The organism is Micromonospora nigra (assembly GCF_900091585.1).
In the GTDB taxonomy this organism is placed as follows: domain Bacteria; phylum Actinomycetota; class Actinomycetes; order Mycobacteriales; family Micromonosporaceae; genus Micromonospora; species Micromonospora nigra.
This window is the reverse complement of the sequence record NZ_FMHT01000003.1, coordinates 2,744,179-2,765,459: the sequence shown is the minus strand read 5'-3', so window position 1 is coordinate 2,765,459 and position 21,281 is coordinate 2,744,179. Positions and strand designations below refer to the sequence as shown.

2 protein-coding genes are annotated in these 21,281 nt (G+C 72.8%); both read left to right on the top strand.

What is annotated here, in order from left to right; all coding sequences use genetic code 11:
- Position 1: 1 nt before the first annotated feature.
- Positions 2-15,796, top strand: coding sequence for a type I polyketide synthase (locus tag GA0070616_RS11635; protein WP_091080770.1), 15,795 nt, complete (start codon positions 2-4; stop codon positions 15,794-15,796).
- A 45-nt stretch (positions 15,797-15,841) separates the two neighbouring features.
- Complete coding sequence (locus GA0070616_RS11630; RefSeq protein WP_175440050.1) at positions 15,842-21,280, top strand: type I polyketide synthase; 5,439 nt, start codon at positions 15,842-15,844, stop codon at positions 21,278-21,280.
- The last annotated feature ends 1 nt before the right edge of the window (position 21,281 follow it).

Sequence of the window (21,281 nt, the reverse complement as noted above, 5' to 3'; positions counted from 1 at the left end):
TATGTCGGCGCCAGACGAGCAGATCGTCCAGGCACTGCGTGCCACGCTGAAGGAGAACGCCCGGCTTCAGCAGGAGAACAGTGCGCTCGCCGCGTCGGCCGCGGAGCCCATCGCAATCGTCTCGATGGCCTGCCGGTACGCCGGCGGTATCCGCGGCCCCGAGGACCTGTGGCGGGTGGTGACCGACGGCACCGACGTCTACACGGGCTTCCCCACCGACCGCGGTTGGGACCTGGAGGGCCTCTACCATCCGGACCCGGACAACCCGGGAACGACATACGTCAAGGCAGGTGCCTTCCTGCACGACGCCGGGCAGTTCGATGCCGCGTTCTTCGGGATCTCGCCGCGCGAGGCCCTGGCCATGGACCCGCAGCAGCGGCAACTGCTGGAGGTGGCCTGGGAGACCTTCGAGCGGGCCGGCATCGACCCGCACTCCGTACGGGGCAGCGACGTCGGCGTGTTCGCCGGCATCGTGCACCAGGACTACGCCCCTGACCTCAGCGGGTACGAAGGGTTCCTGAGCCTCGAGCGTGCCCTGGGTACCGCAGGTGGTGTCGCCTCTGGCCGGGTCGCCTACACGCTCGGGCTCGAAGGGCCGGCGGTGACCGTCGACACCATGTGCTCGTCGTCGCTGGTTGCCGTCCACCTGGCCGCGCAGGCGCTGCGCCGGGGTGAGTGCTCGATGGCGCTGGCTGGCGGCTCGACGGTCATGGCGACACCCGGCGGGTTCGTCGGCTTCGCGCGTCAGCGAGGGCTCGCCTTCGACGGACGCTGCAAGTCGTACGCCGCGGGCGCCGACGGCTCGTCGTGGGCCGAGGGTGTCGGCGTGCTGCTGCTGGAGCGCCTGTCGGTGGCCCGGAAGCGTGGGCACCAGGTGCTGGCGGTGATCCGTGGCAGCGCGGTGAACCAGGACGGCGCCTCCAACGGACTGACCGCGCCGAACGGGCCGGCACAGCAGCGGGTGATCCGGAACGCGCTGGCCAGCTCCGGACTGACCCCGTCCGAGGTGGACGCGGTCGAGGGCCACGGCACCGGCACCGTCCTGGGTGACCCGATCGAGGCACAGGCGTTGCTCGCCACGTACGGGCAGGGCCGCGATCCGCAGCAGCCGTTGTGGCTCGGCTCGGTCAAGTCGATCATCGGGCACACGCAGGCGGCGTCCGGTGTGGCCGGTGTGATCAAGACGGTGCAGGCACTGCGCCACCGACGGTTGCCGGCGACCCGGCACGTGGACGCGCCCACGCCCCAGGTGGACTGGTCCTCCGGGGCGGTCCAGCTGCTGACCGAGGAGCGCGACTGGATCCGCAACGGCCGTCCGCGCCGCGCCGGTGTGTCGTCGTTTGGTGCCAGCGGCACCAACGCACACCTGATTCTGGAAGAGGCGCCGGAGGACGAGACGGCGCCGGTGCCGGCGGAGGCACCGCCGACCGCGGTCGTTCCGTTGGTCGTGTCGGCGAACACCGCCACCTCGCTCGCGGCGCAGGCGGGTCGCCTGGCGTCCTTCGTCGAGGGCACCGAGGTGCCGCTGGCACACGTGGCCGGGGCGCTGGTCACGGGCCGTGCCAAGCTGGGCGAACGTGCCGTGGTGGTTGCCGGCTCGACCGACGAGGCACTGGCCGGTCTCGGCGCCCTGGCGCACGGCGGGAACGCCCCCGGTCTGGTGACCGGATCCGGTACGCCGGGCAAGGTGGTATGGGTGTTCCCCGGCCAGGGCACGCAGTGGGTCGGCATGGGCCGGGAGCTGCTGGACTCGTCCGAGGTGTTCGCACAGCGGATCGCGGACTGCGCCGAAGCGTTGGAACGATGGGTCGACTGGTCACTGGTCGACGTGCTGCGTGGTGACGTCGATCCCGCGCTGATGAACCGGGTCGACGTGCTTCAACCGGCCAGCTTCGCGGTGATGGTCGGTCTGGCCGCGGTGTGGGCGTCGGTGGGTGTCGAGCCCGACGCGGTGATCGGCCACTCGCAGGGGGAGATCGCGGCGGCCTGTGTCGCTGGTGCTCTGCCGCTGCGGGACGCGGCTCGGGTGGTGGCGTTGCGCAGCCAGGCGATCGCCGCGTCGCTGTCCGGACGCGGCGGAATGGCCTCCGTCGCCCTGAGTGAGAGCGAGGCGACGGAGCGGTTGGCCCCGTGGGCCGGCCGGGTCGAGGTGGCGGCGGTGAACGCCCCGTCGTCCGTGGTGGTGGCCGGTGACGCCGACGCCCTCGACGAGGCCCTGGACGTCCTCGACGACCAGGGTGTACGGGTGCGGCGCGTCGCGGTGGACTATGCGTCGCACACCCGACACGTCGAGGACCTCCGCGAGGCCCTGGCCGAGGCGCTTGCCGGGATCGGCGCGCAGGCGCCGAAGCTGCCGTTCTACTCGACCGTGACCGGCGGGTGGATCCAGGACGCCGGGGTGGTGGACGGTGGCTACTGGTACCGGAACCTGCGTGGCCAGGTGCGGTTCGGGCCGGCGGTCGCGGAGTTGATCGCGCAGGGGCACGACGTGTTCGTCGAGATCAGCGCTCACCCGGTGCTGGTCCAGCCGATCAGCGAGATCGTCGACGGCGCTGGCGCCGATGTCGTGGTGACCGGGTCGCTGCGGCGCGACGAGGGCGGCCTGCGGCGCCTGCTGACGTCGATGGCCGAGTTGTTCGTCCGGGGTGTCACGGTGGACTGGGCCGCGGTCCTGCCCAGCGGGACGGTCCCGGCGTACGTCGGCCTTCCGACGTACGCGTTCGACCACCGGCACTACTGGCTGCGGATGGGCGAGTCGGCCACCGACGCGGCGTCCCTGGGTCTCGTCGGTGCCGATCACCCGCTGCTGGGAGCGGTGGTGCCGCTACCGCAGTCCGACGGGCTGGTCTTCACGTCGCGCCTGTCGTTGCGGTCGCACCCGTGGCTGGCCGATCACGCGATCGGCGGCGTGGTGCTCATCCCCGGCACGGTCTACGTCGACCTCGCGGTGCGGGCGGGCGACGAGTTCGGCTTCGGCATCCTGGAAGAACTCGTGATCGAGGCCCCGTTGGTGCTGCCCGGTGACGGCGGGGTACGGCTCCAGGTTGCCGTCGGCGGACCGGGTGAGAACGGGTCGCGCCCGGTTGCCGTGTATTCGCTCCGCGAGGACGGCACGGACGAGTGGACGCGGCACGCCGTGGGCCTGCTGTCGACCACGCCGACGACACCGGCGACGGGGTTCGACTTCACCGTGTGGCCTCCGCAGGGCGTACGGCAGGTCGACATCGAGGGCTTCTACAGCGATCTCGTCGCACGTGGTTACGCCTACGGGCCCGCGTTCCAGGGGTTGCGCGCGGTGTGGCGGCGAGGCGACGAGGTGTTCGCCGAGGTGGCGCTTCCCGACGACCATCGGGAGGACGCCGGCAGGTTCGGCATCCATCCGGCGCTGCTGGACGCCGCCCTGCACACCAACGCCTTCGCCAACCCGGACGACGACCGCAAGGTGCTGCCGTTCGCGTGGAACGGGCTGGTGCTGCACGCGGTGGGCGCGGCGGCGCTGCGGGTACGGGTGGCGCCGTCGGGTCCGGACGCGTTGTCGTTCCAGGCCGCCGACGACACCGGGGCACTGGTCGTGACGATGGACTCGCTCGTGTCGCTGCCGGTCTCCGCCGAACAGCTCGAAACGGCTGCGGAGGAGAGCCGTGACTCGCTGTTCCGGGTGGAGTGGATCGAGGTGCCCCGGGCGGCCGGGGAGACCGCCTCGTCCTGGGCGACAGTGGCGACGGCCGACGACGTGGCGGCCCTGACGCGGAGCACGACCGTGGCATCGGTGGCCGTCCTGCACGCCGTGGGCGATGCCGACGGGCCGCTGGCGTTGACCGCGCGAGTGCTGGCGGTGGTGCAGGCGTGGCTGACCGGGGACGGACTGGAGGACTCCCGGCTGATGGTCGTGACCCGGGGCGCGGTGCCCGCGGTCGACGGCGCGGTGAGCGATCCCGCCGGCGCGGCCGTCTGGGGTCTGCTCCGGGCCGTACAGGCCGAGAACCCGAACCGGGTCGTCCTGGTCGACATCGATTCCACCGGCACGGCCGAGATGCTGAGTGCGGCGTTGGCCAGCGGTGAACCGCAGGTCGCGGTACGCGGAACGACCCTTGTCGCGCCCCGCCTGGCCCAGGCGGGCGGCCAGGTGCCGGACGCACCCGCCGTGTTCCGCCCGGAAGGGTCGGTGCTGCTCACGGGTGGCACCGGTTCGCTGGGTGCCGTGCTCGCCCGGCACCTGGTGTCCCGGCACGGTGTGCGCCGGTTGGTGCTGGCCGGTCGGCGGGGTCCGGCCGCCGAGGGGGTGGCCGAGTTGGTCGCCGAGCTGGCCGAGCAGGGCGCCGACGTGTCGGTGGCGGCCTGCGACGTGTCGGACCGGGAGCAGGTGGAGGCCCTGCTGGCCGAGCACCGCCCGACAAGTGTCGTGCACCTGGCCGGTGTCCTGGACGACGGCGTCATCAGTGCGTTGACCCCCGAGCGGCTGGCCGGGGTGTTCGCACCCAAGGTCGACGCGGTACGGCATCTCGACGACCTGACCCGTGACGGGGATCTGGACGCCTTCGTCGTGTTCTCCTCGGCCGCCGCGCTGATGGGCTCCGCCGGCCAGGGCAACTACGCTGCGGCGAACGCGTTCCTGGACGGCCTGATGGCGCAGCGCCGGGCGGCGGGGTTGCCCGGGTTGTCGTTGGCGTGGGGCCTGTGGGAGCAGACCACCGGCCTGACGGCCCACCTCAGCGCCGTGGACCAGGCGCGGATGAGTCGTGGTGGCGTCCTGGCGATGACCCCTGCCGAGGGCGTCACCCTGTTCGACATCGGTCTGCACGCTGACCAGGCGCTGCTGGTGCCGATCAAGCTGGATCTGAAGGCGATGCGTGCCCAGGCCGCGGCCGGTGGGGACGTCCCGCACCTGCTGCGTGGCCTGGTCCGGGTGGGGCGGCGGGTGGCGCGGGCGTCGTCCGGTGACAGCGGCGGACTGGTCCGCAGGCTCGCCGGGCTGACCCCGGAGGAGCAGGAGAAGCTTCTCGTCGGCATCGTCCAGGCCGAGGCGACGGGGGTGCTGGGCTTCAGCGGACCCGAGCTGACGCAGGGCACCCGCAAGTTCACCGAGATCGGGTTCGACTCCCTGACCGCGGTGGAGCTGCGCAACCGGCTGAGCGCGGCGACCGGTGTGAAGCTGCCCGCCACGCTGGTCTTCGACTATCCCACCCCGGTGTCCCTGGCCGCCTACCTGCGGGACGAGCTGGGTGACACCGTGGCGGGCAGCGCGACCACCGTCACCGTGACCGTCGACCCCGACGAGCCGATCGCGATCGTGGGGATGGCGTGCCGGCTGCCCGGTGGTGTCACCGACCCCGACGACCTGTGGCGCATGGTGTTCGAGGGGCGGGAGGGTATGTCGCCCTTCCCCGATGACCGCGGCTGGGATCTGGACGGCCTGTTCGACCCCGACCCGGACCGCCCGGGAACGTCGTACACCCGGCAGGGGGGTTTTCTCGAGGGTGCGGGTTTGTTCGACGCGGGGTTCTTCGGAATCTCCCCGCGTGAGGCACTGGCGATGGACCCGCAGCAGCGGTTGCTGCTGGAGGCCTCGTGGGAGGCCCTGGAACGGGCGGGCGTCGACCCGACCTCGGTGCAGGGCACCGACGTCGGCGTCTTCGCCGGCGTCTCCATCCACGACTATCTCGAATCCCTGAGCAACATGCCGGCGGAACTCGAGGGCTTCGTCACGACCGCCACGGCTGGCAGCGTGGCCTCGGGTCGGGTGTCGTACGTGTTCGGTCTCGAAGGCCCCGCGATGACCGTCGACACGGCGTGTTCGTCGTCGCTGGTGGCGATGCACCTGGCCGCGCAGGCGTTGCGGCAGGGCGAGTGTTCGATGGCGCTGGCCGGCGGCGTCGCCGTGATGGGCTCACCGATCGGCGTGCTCGGCATGTCCCGGCAGCGGGGGTTGGCCGAGGACGGCCGGTGCAAGGCGTTCTCCTCGGACGCGGACGGCACGGTGCTCTCCGAGGGCGTCGCCGTGGTGGTGCTCGAACGGTTGTCGGTGGCCCGGGATCGGGGGCACCGGGTGCTGGCGGTGATTCGCGGCAGCGCCATCAACCAGGACGGCGCCTCCAACGGCCTGACCGCACCGAACGGCCCCTCGCAGCAGCGGGTGATCCGCAGTGCGCTGGCCAACGCTGGACTGTCGGCGTCCGAGGTGGACGCGGTGGAAGCCCACGGGACGGGCACCACCCTGGGCGACCCGATCGAGGCGCAGGCGTTGCTGGCGACCTACGGGCGGGACCGCGACGCGGAGGGACCGTTGTGGCTGGGCTCGCTGAAGTCGAACGTCGGTCACACCCAGGCAGCCGCGGGTGCGGCAAGCGTGATCAAGATGGTGCAGGCGCTGCGGCACGGCGTGCTGCCGCCCACCCTGCACGTCGCCGAGCCCACGAACCAGGTCGACTGGTCCGCCGGTGCCGTCACGTTGCTCACCGAGGCGCGTGACTGGTCGCGGAACGGCCGCCCGCGGCGGGCGGGGGTGTCGTCCTTCGGGATCAGCGGCACCAACGCCCACATGATCATCGAGGAGGCGCCGGCCGAGGAGGTCACGGCCGCCCCGGAAGAGGACGGACCGGACGGCGTGGTGCCGCTGGTGGTGTCGGCGCGCAGCGCCGCGTCGCTGGCGGGTCAGGCCGGTCGGCTGGCGGCATTCATCGAGAACGCCGGAGAGGTGCCGCTGCGGCGGGTGGCGGGCGCCCTGCTGTCGACCCGGGCGGTACTGGGCGATCGCGCCGTCGTGGTCGCGGGCTCAGCCGAGGAGGCCCTGGCCGGGCTCGGCGCACTGGCCGGCGGTGAGAGCGGCGCCGGTGTGGTGACCGGCAGCGCGGGCGGCTGGGGCAAACTGGTGTGGGTGTTCCCGGGCCAGGGGACCCAGTGGGTCGGCATGGGCCGGAGCCTGCTGGACTCGTCCCCGGTGTTCGCCGAGCGGATCACCGGGTGCGCCGCCGCGTTGCAGCCGTGGGTTGACTGGTCCCTGGTGGACGTGCTGCGCGGCGACGCCGACCCCGAGCTGATGGACCGGGTCGACGTGTTGCAGCCGGCCAGCTTCGCCGTGATGGTGGGCCTGGCCGCCGTGTGGGCGTCGGTGGGCGTGGTGCCCGACGCGGTGCTCGGGCACTCGCAGGGCGAGATCGCCGCGGCCTGTGTGGCGGGGGCGTTGTCGCTGGAGGATGCCGCGCGGGTCGTGGCGTTGCGCAGCCAGGCCATCGCCGCGCGGCTGTCCGGACGCGGCGGCATGGCGTCGGTGGCCCTGAGCGAGGACGAGGCGGTCGCGCGGTTGGTCCCGTGGGCCGGTCGGGTCGAGGTCGCCGCGGTCAACGGGCCCAACTCCGTGGTGATCGCCGGCGACGCCGAAGCGCTGGCCGAGGCCGTGCAGGCGCTGGGCGGCCGGCGGGTCGCGGTGGACTACGCGTCGCACAGCCGGCACGTCGAGAGCATCGAGGACGCGTTGGCCGAAACCCTGGCCGGGATCAACGCGCAGGCGCCGGTGGTGCCCTTCTACTCCACCGTCACCGGCGAGTGGATCCGGGACGCCGGGATCGTCGACGGGGGGTACTGGTACCGCAACCTGCGTAACCAGGTCCGGTTCGGCCCGGCCGTCACCCACCTGATCGGGCAGGGCTACGGGTTGTTCGTGGAGGTGAGCGCGCACCCGGTGCTGGTCCAGCCGATCACCGACATCGCCGACGGCACCGAGGCCGACGTCCTGGTGGCCGGCACGCTGCGGCGCGACGACGGGGGCGTACGGCGGCTGTTGACGTCGATGGCGGAACTGTTCGTCCACGGGGTGCCGGTTGACTGGACCGGTCTGCTGCCGCAGGTCACCGGGTGGGTGGACCTGCCCACGTACGCGTTCGACCACCAGCACTACTGGCTGCGTACGGCGCCTGCCACGGACGCGCCGTCGCTGGGGCTGGCCGGCGCCGACCACCCGATGCTCGGCGCGGTGGTGCGGCTGCCGCAGTCGGACGGACTGGTCTTCACGTCGCGGCTGTCGCTTCGGACGCACCCGTGGCTGGCCGGGCACGAGGTCGGGGGCGTGGTGGTCGTCCCGGGCGCCGGGCTGGTCGAACTGGCCGTGCGTGCCGGTGACGAGGCCGGCTGCCCGGTCCTCGACGAACTGGTGATCGACACTCCGATGGTGCTTCCCGCGCACGGTGGCGTGCAGGTGCAGGTCGCTGTGAGCCGGCCCGACGAGAACGACCTGCGCACGGTCGACATCTACTCCCTCCACGAGGACACCTCCGACGACGGGTGGACGCGACACGCCACCGGCGTACTGTCGGGCAGTCCCGGGACGCAGGAGCGGTTCGACTTCGCCGACTGGCCGCCGCGTGGTGCCCGCGCGATCGACATCGAGGATCTGTACGCCGACCTGGCCGAGCGCGGTCACGCCTACGGTCAGTCGTGCCAGGCGGTGCGCGCGGCGTGGCAGCGTGGCGGGGAGATCTTCGCCGAGGTCGCCCTGCCGGAGGAGCGGAGCGCGGAGGCGGCCGGCTTCGGCCTTCACCCCGCGTTGCTCGATGCGGCCCTGCACCCGGCCCTGCGGACGGCGGACGAGGACGCCTCGCCGCCACGGCAACCGTTCGACTGGCACGGAGTGGTGCTGCACGCTTCGGGTGCGACGGCGCTGCGGGTACGGCTGGCGTCCACCGGCGCCGACACCGTGTCGCTGACTGCGGTCGACGACACCGGTGACCTGGTCGTGACCGCCAGCTCCCTCGGGATCCGGACACTGCCCGCGGGCTGGTCAGCTGCCGCCGGGACGGGTCCGGAGACCGTCAACTCCCTGTTCCGGGTCGCCTGGACCGAGTTGCCCGACGGTCCACGGCCACCGGCTCCGTCGTGGGCGCCGGTCGGCACCGTCGACGACGTGACCGCCCTGACCGACACTCCCGCGGCGGTCGTGCTGGAGGCGGTCGGCGAGGACGACCCCTTGACCGCGACGTCCCGGGTGCTGGAGGTCGTACGGGCCTGGCTGGCCGGATCGGGCCTGGAGGAGTCGCGCCTGGTGGTGGCGACCCGTGGCGCGGTACCCGCCGGCGACGGCACGGTGACGGATCCGGCCGCGGCAGCGGTGTGGGGTCTCGTACGTGCCGCCCAGGGTGAGAACCCGGACCGGATCGTTCTGCTGGACCTCGACCCGGCCGACGGCGACGGCGCGGAAGCCGTGCTGGGGGCGGTGCTGGCCAGCGGCGAGCCGCAGGTCGCGGTGCGCGGATCGACCCTGTCGGTGCCGCGTCTCGCCCGTGCCACCCGGACCGCCGACGCGCCTGCCGTGTTCGGCCCGGAGCAGACGGTGCTGGTCTCGGGTGCTGGTGCGTTGGGTGCCCTGGTGGCGCGGCATCTGGTGTCCCGGTACGGGGTGCGGCGGTTGGTGCTGGCCAGCCGGCGGGGTTCGGCTGCCGAGGGGGTGGCCGAGTTGGTGGGCGAGCTGTCCGAGCGGGGTGCGGACGTGTCGGTGGTGGCCTGCGACGTGTCCGACCGGGATCAGGTGGCGGCCCTGCTGGCCGAGCATCGACCGGACGCCGTCGTGCACACGGCCGGTGTCCTGGACGCCGGCGTGATCGAGACGGTCACGCCGGAGAAGCTGGCGCGGGTGTTCGTGCCGAAGGTGGACGCGGTGCGTCACCTCGACGAGTTGACGCGTGCTGCGGAGCTCTCCGCGTTCGTCGTCTACTCGTCGGTGTCGGCGGTGTTCATGGGTGCCGGTAGCGGCAGTTACGCGGCGGCGAACGCGTTCCTGGACGGGCTGATGGCGCACCGCCGCTCACTGGGTCTGCCGGGGCTGTCCCTGGCCTGGGGCCTGTGGGACCAGGAAACCGGCATGGCGGCGAACACCGACGAGTTGACCCGGGCCCGGATGAACCGGCGGGGTGGTCTCCAGTTGATGACGCAGGCCGAGGGCCTGGAGCTGTTCGACGCGGCCCTCGGCACCGAGCAGGCGGCGCTGGTACCCGCGAAGCTGGATCTGCGCGGGATCCGCGCCGACGCCTCGGCAGGCGGTGTGGTGCCGCACATGCTGCGCGGCCTGGTCCGTACGGGCCGGCGGCAGGCGCGCTCGGGGGGTGCCGGCGGGGAACGCGGCCGGCTGGCCGAGCGGCTGGCCGGGCTCACTCCGGCGGATCAGCTGACCTTGCTGCTGGATCTGGTACGCGGCCAGGTCGCGGCCGTGCTCGGACACTCGAGTGCCGGAGCCGTCCGGGCGGACGCGGCGTTCAAGGAGGCCGGGTTCGATTCGTTGACCTCCGTGGAACTGCGCAACCGGCTGCGCGAGGCGACCGGGCTGAAACTGCCGGCCACGTTGGTGTTCGACCATCCGAGCCCGCAGGCCCTCGCCCGACACCTGCGAGACGAACTGGGTGACGTCGCGCCGACGACGGTCACGCCGACGGTCCTGGCCGATCCCGAGGAGCCGATCGCCATCGTGGGCATGGCGTGCCGGTTGCCCGGTGGGGTGGCCGGGCCGGAGGACCTGTGGCGGTTGGTGGCCGAGCGCCGCGACGCGGTGTCCGGGTTCCCCACCGACCGTGGCTGGGACCTGGAGGGCCTGTTCGACCCCGATCCGGAGCGCCCGGGTACGTCGTACACCAGCCAGGGCGGTTTCCTGCACGAGGCCGGTCTGTTCGACGCGGCGTTCTTCGGGATCTCGCCGCGTGAGGCGCTGGCGATGGACCCGCAGCAGCGGCTGCTGCTCGAGGTTTCGTGGGAGGCGCTGGAGGCCACCGGTGTCGACGCGACCTCCCTGAAGGGCACCGACGTGGGCGTGTTCACCGGCGTCTTCGGCCAGGGCTACGTCGCGCCGGGGGCCAGTGTCGTCACGCCGGAACTGGAGGGCTTCGCGGGCACCGGCGGGTCGTCGAGCGTGGCGTCGGGCCGGGTGTCGTACGTCTTCGGCTTCGAGGGCCCGGCGATCACGATCGACACGGCCTGTTCGTCCTCGCTGGTCGCCATCCACCTGGCAGCCCAGGCGCTGCGCCAGGGTGAGTGCTCGATGGCGCTGGCCGGCGGCGCGACCGTCATGGCCAACCCGGGTGCCTTCGTCGAGTTCTCCCGGCAACGGGGCCTGGCCGTGGACGGGCGCTGCAGGGCGTTCGCCGCCGCTGCCGACGGCACCGGTTGGGCCGAGGGCGTCGGCGTGGTGGTCCTGGAACGCCTGTCGGTGGCGCGGGAGCGTGGGCACACTGTCCTGGCCGTCCTGCGGGGCAGCGCGGTGAACCAGGACGGCGCGTCGAACGGTCTGACCGCGCCGAACGGCCCGTCGCAGCAGCGGGTGATCCGCCGGGCGCTGGCCAACGCCGGACTGAAACCGTCCGAGGTGGACGTTGTGGAGGCGCACGGCACCGGCACCGCCCTTGGTGACCCCATCGAGGCGCAGGCGCTGCTGGCCACGTACGGGCAGGACCGGGATCCCGGCAGGCCGTTGTGGCTGGGGTCGCTGAAGTCGAACATCGGTCACGCGCAGGCGGCGGCCGGTGTGGCCGGTGTGATCAAGATCGTGCAGGCGCTGCGGCACGAGATGCTGCCGGTGACGCTGCACGTGGACGCGCCCACGCCCGAGGTGGACTGGTCCGCCGGTGCGGTCGAGTTGTTGACCGAGGCGCGGGACTGGCCGCGGAGCAGCCAGCCACGTCGGGCCGGGGTGTCCGCGTTCGGTGTCAGCGGCACCAACGCGCACCTCATCCTGGAAGAGGCGCCGCTGCCGGACGTCGCACCCGAGACGGGTCCGGTCGCGTGCCCGGACGTGCTGCCCGTGGTGGTGTCCGCGCGCAGCACCACCTCGCTGGCGTTGCAGGCCGGCCGGCTCGCGGCGTACCTGGAGAACGCCGACGAGGTGCCGCTGGCGAGCGTGGCCGGGGCACTGGTGTCCGGTCGGGCCGCGTTGACCGAGCGTTTCGTGGTGGTGGCCGGTTCCAGGGCTGAGGCCACGGCCGGGCTCGCCGCGTTGGGACGCGGTGAGAACCCGGCCGGCGTGGTCACCGGTCGGGCCGGTTCGCCGGGCAAGGTCGTGTGGGTGTTCCCGGGCCAGGGCACGCAGTGGGCCGGCATGGGTCGGGAGTTGCTGGACTCGTCGCCGGTCTTCGCCGAGCGGATCGCCGAGTGTGCACTCGCGTTGGCGCCGTGGATCGACTGGTCGCTGATCGACGTGCTGCGCGGCGAGGTCGAGCCCGAGGTGTTGGACCGGGTGGACGTGCTGCAGCCGGCCAGCTTCGCCATGATGGTCGGCCTGGCCGCAGTGTGGCGGTCGTACGGGCTGCAGCCGGACGCGGTCGTCGGTCACTCCCAGGGCGAGATCGCTGCGGCCTGCGTGGCGGGTGCGCTGTCGTTGCAGGATGCGGCACGGGTGGTGGCGCTGCGCAGCCAGGCCATCGCCACGGTGCTGTCCGGGCGTGGCGGGATGGCCTCGGTCGCCCTGGGTGAGGACGAGGCGGTCGCGCGGTTGGCGCCCTGGGCGGACCTGGTCCAGGTCGCCGCGGTCAACAGCCCCACCTCGGTGGTGGTCGCCGGCGACGCCCGGGCGCTCGACGAGGCGCTCGAATCGTTGGAGGGTGGCGGCGTCCGGGTACGGCGGGTGGCGGTGGACTACGGCTCGCACACCAACCAGGTCGAGGCGATCCACGACCTGCTCGCCGAGACGTTGGCGGACGTCCCCGCCCAGGCTCCGACGGTGCCCTTCTACTCGACCGTCACCCGCGAGTGGATCCGCGACGCCGGTGTGGTCGACGGCGGGTACTGGTACCGGAACCTGCGCAGCCAGGTGCGGTTCGGGCCGGCCGTGGCCGACCTGATCGGCCAGGACCACGGCGTGTTCGTGGAGATCAGCGCCCACCCGGTGCTGGTCCAGCCGATCAGCGAGATCGTGGACGACGCCGATGTCGTGGTCACGGGGTCGCTGCGGCGGGACGACGGTGGCCTGCGGCGGCTGTTCACCTCGATGGCCGAGTTGTTCGTCCGTGGCGTGGCGGTGGACTGGAACGGGGTGCTGCCCCCGGTGACCCGACGGGTGGAACTGCCGACCTACGCCTTCGACCACCGGCACTACTGGCTACGGCAGCCCGCCGGTTCGGCTACCGACGCGACGTCGCTGGGACAGGCCGCGGCCGACCACCCACTGCTGGGCGCGGTGGTGCAGCTGCCGGGGTCGGACGGCCTGGTGTTCACGTCGCTGCTGTCGGTGCGGTCGCATCCGTGGCTCGCCGATCACGCTGTCGGCGGGGTCGTGATCCTGCCCGGCAGCGGACTGGTGGAGCTGGCCGTGCGCGCCGGTGACGAGGCCGGCTGCTCGGTGCTGGACGAGCTGGTGGTCGAGGCACCCCTGGTGGTGCCCGAGCAGGGCGGTGTGCGGGTGCAGGTGGCCCTCAGCGGACCGGGCGCGCACGGCGTGCGCACGGTGGAGGTGTACTCCCGACGCGACGGCGGCTCGGGCACGTGGACCCGGCACGCCACGGGCGTGCTGTCGGCGACACCGAGCGGCAGCGGCAACGGGTTCGACTTCACGGCCTGGCCGCCACGGGACGCGGAGCCGGTCGACGTCGAGGACTTCTACCCGGATCTGGCCGAGCGCGGTTACGGCTACGGCCCCGCGTTCCAGGGCCTGCGCGCGGTGTGGCGGCGGGGCGACGAGGTGTTCGCCGAGGTCGCCCTGCCCGAGGAACTCCGAGCGGAGGCGGGCAGGTTCGGCGTCCACCCGGCGTTGCTGGACGCCGCACTGCAGGCCGCCGCCGCCGACGCGGCGCAGGAGTCGGGCGGGGCGGTGCTCGCGTTCGCGTGGAACGGGTTCGTGCTGCACGCCACCGGCGCCGCGGCGCTGCGGGTGCGGCTCGCGCCGCACGGACCGGAGGCACTGACCGTCGAGGCGGCCGACGAGACCGGTGGGCCGGTACTGACGATGGATTCGCTGGTGTCCCGCCCGGTGTCGGCGGCGCAACTGGGATCCGGGGCATCCGCCGTCCGTGACTCGGTGTTCCGGGTGGACTGGACCGAACTGCCCGCGGCTGCGGCGGAGCCCGTGTCGTCGTGGGTGCCGGTCGCCACGGCCGGGGACGTGGCGGCGCTGGCCGAGGGCGGCGACATGCCGACGGTGGGGGTCGTCGACGTCGGCGGTGACGGTCCGCTCGACATGACGTCCCAGGTGCTGGAGGTCCTGCAGGCCTGGCTGACCGAACCGCGACTCGACGAGGTGCGCCTGGTGGTGCGCACCCGTGGCGCCGTACCTGCCGGTGGCGATCACCGCGTGACCGATCCGGCAGCAGCGGCGGTGTGGGGACTGGTCCGTTCCGCGCAGGCCGAGAACCCGGAACGGATCGTCCTGCTGGACACCGACCCCGCCACCGGGGCCACCGCGGATCCGGTACTCGTGGCCGGTGAGCCTCAGCTCGCCGTACGCGAGGGCACCCTCTCGGTGCCCCGACTCGCCCGCACCACCGGGCAGCTCCAGGACGTCCCGACCGTCTTCCGGTCGGAAGGTGCGGTGCTGGTCTCGGGTGCTGGTGCGTTGGGTGCCCTGGTGGCGCGGCATCTGGTGTCCCGGTACGGGGTGCGGCGGTTGGTGCTGGCCAGCCGGCGGGGTTCGGCTGCCGAGGGGGTGGCCGAGTTGGTGGGCGAGCTGTCCGAGCGGGGTGCGGACGTGTCGGTGGTGGCCTGCGACGTGTCCGACCGGGATCAGGTGGCGGCCCTGCTGGCCGAGCACCCGTTGACCAGTGTCGTGCACACGGCCGGCGTGTTCGACGACGGGTTGGTCGGCGGGCTCACCCGGCAACGGCTGGCCGGGGTGTTCGCCCCGAAGGTGGACGCGGTACGGCACCTGGACGAACTGACCCGGGGCCTGGACCTGGACGCGTTCGTCGTCTTCTCGTCGGTCGCGGGAGTGGTCGGCGGCGGCGGTCAGGGCAGCTACGCGGCGGCGAACGCGTTCCTGGACGCGGCGATGGCCCACCGGCGCGCGGCGGGCCTGCCCGGGCTGTCGCTGGCGTGGGGCCTCTGGGAGCGGAGCACCGGCATGGCCACCCACCTCACCGTCGTCGACCACGCGCGGGCGAGCCGGGGCGGGGTGCTGGAGATGAGCCGGGCCGAAGGGCTGGACATGTTCGACCTCGCGTTGCGCATGGACGAGGCGTTGTTGGTGCCGATCAAGCTCGACCCGGAGACGATGCGGGCGGACGCCGCCGCCGGCGGTGCGGTGCCGTCGCTGCTGCGCGGTCTGGTTCGCACGGGCCGACAGCAGGCACGGGCGGCCGCTGCGCCGGACGACACCCTGGTTCGCCGGCTCGGCGGGCTCGGCCGGGCCGACCGGGAAGCACTGCTCCTGGACGTGGTCCGTGCCCAGGTCGCGGCGGTGCTGGGCCATGCGGACCCGCAGGACGTACGCGCGGACATGGCGTTCAAGGACGTCGGGTTCGACTCGCTGACGTCGGTGGAGTTGCGCAACCGGCTGCGTGACGCGACCGGGTTGAAGCTGCCGCCCACGTTGGTCTTCGACTACCCGAACCCGCTGGTGCTCGCCAACCACCTGTTGGCGCAACTGCGCCCGGTCAGCGCCGAGCCCGGCACCGGGCCCGGTGCCGCCACCGGAGCGGACGAGGCGCAGCTGCGGCAGGCCCTCGCGTCGGTTCCGCTGTCGAGGTTGCGCGCGGCCGGACTGGTCGACGCCCTGCTCGAACTCGCCGCCACGGGCGAGCCGGACGACGGTGTCGCAAACGGGGCCGGTGACGAGCGGGAGATCGCCGACCTCGACGTCGACGACCTCGTCGAACTGGCGCTCGGCGGTGAGTAGTCGCGTGTGGTCCGGCAACTGCAACCGAAAGTTTGGGGGCCTCTGATGAGTGCGTCGTACGAGAAGGTCGTCGAGGCGCTGCGGCGGTCGGTGACCGAGGTCGGTGAGCTGAAGAAGCGCAACCGCCAGCTCCTCGGCGCGTCCCGGGAACCGATCGCCATCGTCGGGATGGCCTGCCGGCTGCCGGGCGGTGTGGACGGGCCCGATGACCTCTGGCGACTGGTGTCCGACGGCCGGGACGCGGTGTCGGGCTTCCCGACGGACCGGGGCTGGAACCTGGAGAACCTGTTCGATCCCGACCCCGACCACTCGGGCACCTCGTACGTCAGCCAGGGCGGTTTCCTGCACGAGGCGGGACTGTTCGACGCGGGGTTCTTCGGGATCTCGCCGCGTGAGGCGCTGGCGATGGATCCGCAGCAGCGGCTGCTGCTGGAGACATCGTGGGAGGCCTTCGAGAACGCGTCCGTCGACCCGACGTCGCTGAGGGGCACCGACGTCGGCGTGTTCGTCGGCGCGGCCCCACAGGGCTACGGTTCCGGCCCCATCGGACCGGAGATGCAGAGCTTCGCGGGCACCGGGTTGGCGTCGAGCGTGGCGTCCGGCCGGGTGTCGTACGTCTTCGGTCTTGAGGGGCCGGCGGTCACGCTCGACACCGCGTGTTCGTCGTCGCTGGTGGCGATGCACTTCGCGGCGCAGGCCCTGCGGCAGGGCGACTGTTCGATGGCGCTGGCCGGCGGGGCGATGGTGATGTCCAGCCCCAACTCGTTCGTCGTCTTCTCCCGGCAGCGGGGGTTGGCGTCGGATGGGCGGTGTAAGGCGTACGCCGATGGTGCGGACGGGATGGGGCTGGCCGAGGGGGTCGGCCTGGTGTTGTTGGAGCGTTTGTCGGTGGCGCGGGAGCGTGGGCACCGGGTGCTTGCGGTGTTGCGGGGTAGTGCGGTCAATCAGGACGGGGCGTCGAACGGGTTGACGGCGCCGAATGGTCCGTCGCAGCAGCGGGTGATTCGTGCTGCGTTGGCCAGTGCGGGGTTGTCGTCGTCCGAGGTGGATCTGGTGGAGGGTCACGGTACGGGCACGTCGCTCGGTGATCCGATCGAGGCGCAGGCGTTGCTGGCCACCTACGGTCAGGGCCGCGATCCCGGGAAGCCGTTGTGGTTGGGGTCGTTGAAGTCGAACGTCGGCCATGCGCAGGCCGCTGCGGGCGTGGCCAGTGTGATCAAGGTGGTGCAGGCGTTGCGGCACGGGGTCATGCCACCCAGCCTGCACGTCGACGAGCCCACCAGCGCCGTCGACTGGTCGGAGGGCGCGGTGGAACTGCTCACCGAGGCGCGCCAGTGGCCGCGCGACGGCCACCCGCGCCGGGCCGGGGTGTCGTCGTTCGGGGTCAGCGGGACGAACGCACATCTGATCATCGAGGAGGCACCCGAGGAGCCGACCGACGAGGTGACGGCACACGGTGTGGTGCCGCTCGTCGTGACGGCTCGCAGCGCGGCGTCGCTGGCTGGGCAGGCGGGTCGGCTGGCCGCGTTCGTCGGGGCAACGGCGGTGCCGCTCGCTCGCGTGGCCGGCACGCTGGTCTCGGGTCGGGCGGTGCTGGACGAACGCGCCGTCGTGGTGACCGATTCGGCCGAGGAGGCGGGTGCCGCCCTCGGTGCGCTCGCCCGTGGCGAGGACGCCGTCGGTGTGGTGACCGGCAGCGGTCGCGCGCCCGGGAAGGTGGTGTGGGTGTTCCCGGGCCAGGGCTCGCAGTGGCTCGGGATGGGTCGTGAGCTGCTGAACTCCTCGGCCGTCTTCGCCGACCGGGTCGCCGAGTGCGCAACCGCCCTGAAGCCGTGGATCGACTGGTCGCTGGAGGACGTGCTCAGCGGCGACGCCGATCCCGGCCTGATGGACCGGGTCGACGTGCTCCAGCCGGCCAGCTTCGCCGTGATGGTCGGCCTGGCCGCGGTGTGGGCGTCGGCGGGTGTACGGCCCGACGCCGTGCTGGGCCACTCACAGGGCGAGATCGCGGCGGCGTGCGTGGCGGAGGCGCTGTCCCTCGAGGACGCCGCCCGGGTGGTGGCACTGCGGAGTCAGGCCATCGCCTCGACGCTGTCGGGTCGCGGTGGCATGGCCTCCGTCGCGTTGAGCGAGGACGACGTTCTCACCCGGCTGGCACCGTGGGCGGACCGGGTCGAGGTGGCCGCGCTGAACGGTCCCTCGTCCGTGGTCATCGCCGGTGACGCCAACGCGTTGGACGAGGCGTTGGAGTCGCTGGAGGGCCAGGGAGCGCGGGTACGGCGGGTGGCGGTGGACTACGCGTCGCACTCGCGCCACGTGGAGGACATCCGGGACACGCTGGCCACGGCCCTGGCCGGGATCACGGCGCAGGCACCGGTGGTGCCGTTCCGCTCGACCGTGACCGGGGAGTGGATCCGGGACGCCGGAGTCGTGGACGGTGACTACTGGTACCGGAACCTGCGCAACCAGGTCCGGTTCGCCCCGGCGGTGGCCGACCTGCTCGACCAACGGTTCGGGGTCTTCCTCGAGATCAGTTCGCATCCGGTCCTCGTGCAGCCGGTCAGCGAGCTCGTGGACGACGCGGACGTCCTGGTCGTCGGCTCGCTGCGGCGCGACGACGGCGGCCCACGGCGGCTGCTCACGTCGATGGCCGAGCTGTTCGTTGGCGGCGTCGGGGTGGACTGGACCGCGATGCTGCCGGCGGGGGCGGCGTCGGCGCAGGTGGAGCTGCCGACCTACGCCTTCGACCGCCAGCACTACTGGCTCCAGTCGGCCGACGCGTCGACCGACGCCACGTCGCTCGGTCAGTCGCCGACGGATCACCCCCTGATGAGTGCGGTGGTGCGGTTGCCGCAGTCGGACGGGGCGGTGTTCACGTCGCAGCTCTCGCTGCGGTCGCATCCGTGGCTGGCCGACCACGCGATCGGCGGCGTGGTGCTGTTCCCCGGCACCGGCATGGTGGAGTTGGCACTGCGGGCCGGTGACGAGCTCGGGTGCCCGGTCCTGGAAGAACTCGTCACCGAGGTGCCGCTGGTGGTGCCCGAGCAGGGCGGCGTCCGGATCCAGGTCGCGGTGGGCGGACCGGACGACAACGGCGCCCGCCCGGTGAGCGTGTACTCGCTGGGCGAGGACGGGACCGAGGCGTGGACGCGACACGCCACGGGTGTGCTGTCGCCGCGGCCGGGCCGTACCGGCACCACGTTCGACTTCACGGCGTGGCCGCCCCCTGGCGCGCAGCGGGTCGAGGTCGGGGACTTCTACGCCGACCTGGTCGAGCGGGGTTACGCGTACGGGCCCGCGTTCCAGGGCGTGCGGACGGTGTGGCGGCTGGGCGAGGAGGTGTTCGCCGAGGTGGCCCTGCCCGAGGAACACCGCGGGGACGCCGCCGCGTACGGCATCCATCCCGCACTGCTGGACGCGGCCCTGCAGACCGGCACCGTTGCCGCGGCGGCGGCCGGGACGGACGAGCAACCCGGGCGGTCGGTGATGCCGTTCGCGTGGAACGGGCTCGTGCTGCACGCCGTGGGCGCGTCGGCGTTGCGGGTCCGGGTCTCCTCCGGCGGCCCGGACGCGATGATCGTCGAGGCCGCCGACCAGACCGGCGGCCCGGTCCTGACGATGGACTCGTTGTTGTTGCGCACCGTGTCGACCGAACAGATGGACGTGGCCGGAGCCAACTCCCTGTTCCAGGTCGACTGGACCGAGCTGCCGGCGGTCGCGGGGCAGCCCACGCCGTCGTGGGTGGCGGTGGCCACCGCCGACGAGGTGGCCGCCCTGACCGACGCGCCTGCGGCGGTGGTGCTGGAAGCGGTCGGCGACGGCGACGCGCTGGCCGTCACGTCGCAGGTGCTGGCGGTGGTGCAGGCGTGGGTGGCGGCAGCCGAACTGGACGAGTCGCGGCTCGTGGTGGCCACCCGGGGCGCGATGCCCGCTGGTGACGGCGTGGTGACCGACCCGGCCGCGTCGGCGGTGTGGGGTCTGGTGCGTGCCGCACAGGTGGAGAACCCGGACCGGATCGTTCTGCTGGACCTCGATCCGGCCGACGGCAACGGCGCGGAATCCGTGCTGGGTGCGGTACTGGCCAGTGGCGAGCCGCAGGTCGCGGCGCGCGGGACGCGCCTTTCCGTGCCGCGCCTCGCCCGCGTCGCCCCGGCTGTGGATCTCCCGGCAGGGATCGGCCCGGACGCGACGGTGCTGGTCTCGGGTGCCGGCTCGTTGGGCGCCCTCGCGGCCCGTCACCTGGTCACTCGGCACGGTGTACGGCGGTTGGTGCTGGCCAGCCGCCGGGGCCGGGACGCCGACGGTGTGGCGGAGCTGGTCGCCGAGCTGACCGAAGAGGGTGCCGAGGTGTCGGTGCGTGGCTGTGACCTGTCCGACCGGGATCAGGTCGCGGCCCTGTTGGCGGAGCAGCGTCCGACCGTTGTCGTGCACACGGCGGGCGTGTTCGACGCCGGCGTGGTCGGGGCGTTGACCCGCGACAAACTGGCCCGGGTGTTCGCACCGAAGGTCGACGCGGTCCGGCACCTGCACGAGCTGACCCGCGACCTCGATCTCGACGCCTTCGTCGTGTACTCGTCCGCTTCGTCGATCTTCATGGGTGCGGGCAGTGGCGGCTACGCGGCGGCCAACGCCTACCTGGACGGCCTGATGGCCCACCGCCGGGCGGAGGGCCTGCCGGGGCTGTCGTTGGCCTGGGGGCCGTGGCAGGAACTCACCGGCATGGCGGACACCATCGACGACGTCACCCTCGACCGGATGAGCCGCCGTGAGGGGCGTGGGGGAGTTCTGGGTCTCGGTTCCGAGGACGGCATGGACCTGTTCGACGCCGCGCTGACCTGCGGGTCGGCGCTGCTGGTGCCGATCAAGCTGGACCTGCGGGAGGTCCGTGCCGACGCCACCGCGGGCGGCAGCGTACCGCACATGCTGCGGGGCCTCGTCCGGGTCGGTCGGCAGTCGGCACGGGCGGCGTCCGGCGGGGACGGCGGGCTGGCCCGCCGACTCGCCGAACTCACCCCGGCCGAGCAGGAGGCACTGCTGTTGGACCTGGTGCGTGCCCAGGTCGCGGTCGTGCTCGGGCACTCGGCAGCGGATGCCGTACGGGCGGACGGGGCGTTCAAGGACGCCGGGTTCGACTCGCTCACCTCCGTGGAGTTGCGCAACCGGTTGCGCGAGGCGACCGGAATGAAGCTGCCGGCCACCCTGGTGTTCGACTACCCGAACGCGCAGGCCGTCGCCCGCTACCTACGCGACGAACTCGCCATCGACGAATCGTCCCCGGTCGACTCCGTACTGGCCGATCTCGCCCGCCTGGAGTCGGCGATCGGGTCCGCAGCCGCCGACGACGACGCCCGGAACCGGATCACCGAGCGACTGCGTCAACTGCTGACCGCAGCCGAGGCGGCGGCTCGCCCGGACCCGTCCGACGACGACCTCGAATCCGCCAGCGACGAGGAACTCTTCGCGCTCGTGGATCGCTTCGCCTGAC

What these genes read in the sequence shown, in the direction of transcription:
- GA0070616_RS11635 (WP_091080770.1), top strand. Translation starts at nt 2, where the DNA reads ATGTCGGCGCCAGACGAGCAGATCGTCCAGGCACTGCGTGCCACGCTG.
- GA0070616_RS11630 (WP_175440050.1), top strand. Translation starts at nt 15,842, where the DNA reads ATGAGTGCGTCGTACGAGAAGGTCGTCGAGGCGCTGCGGCGGTCGGTG.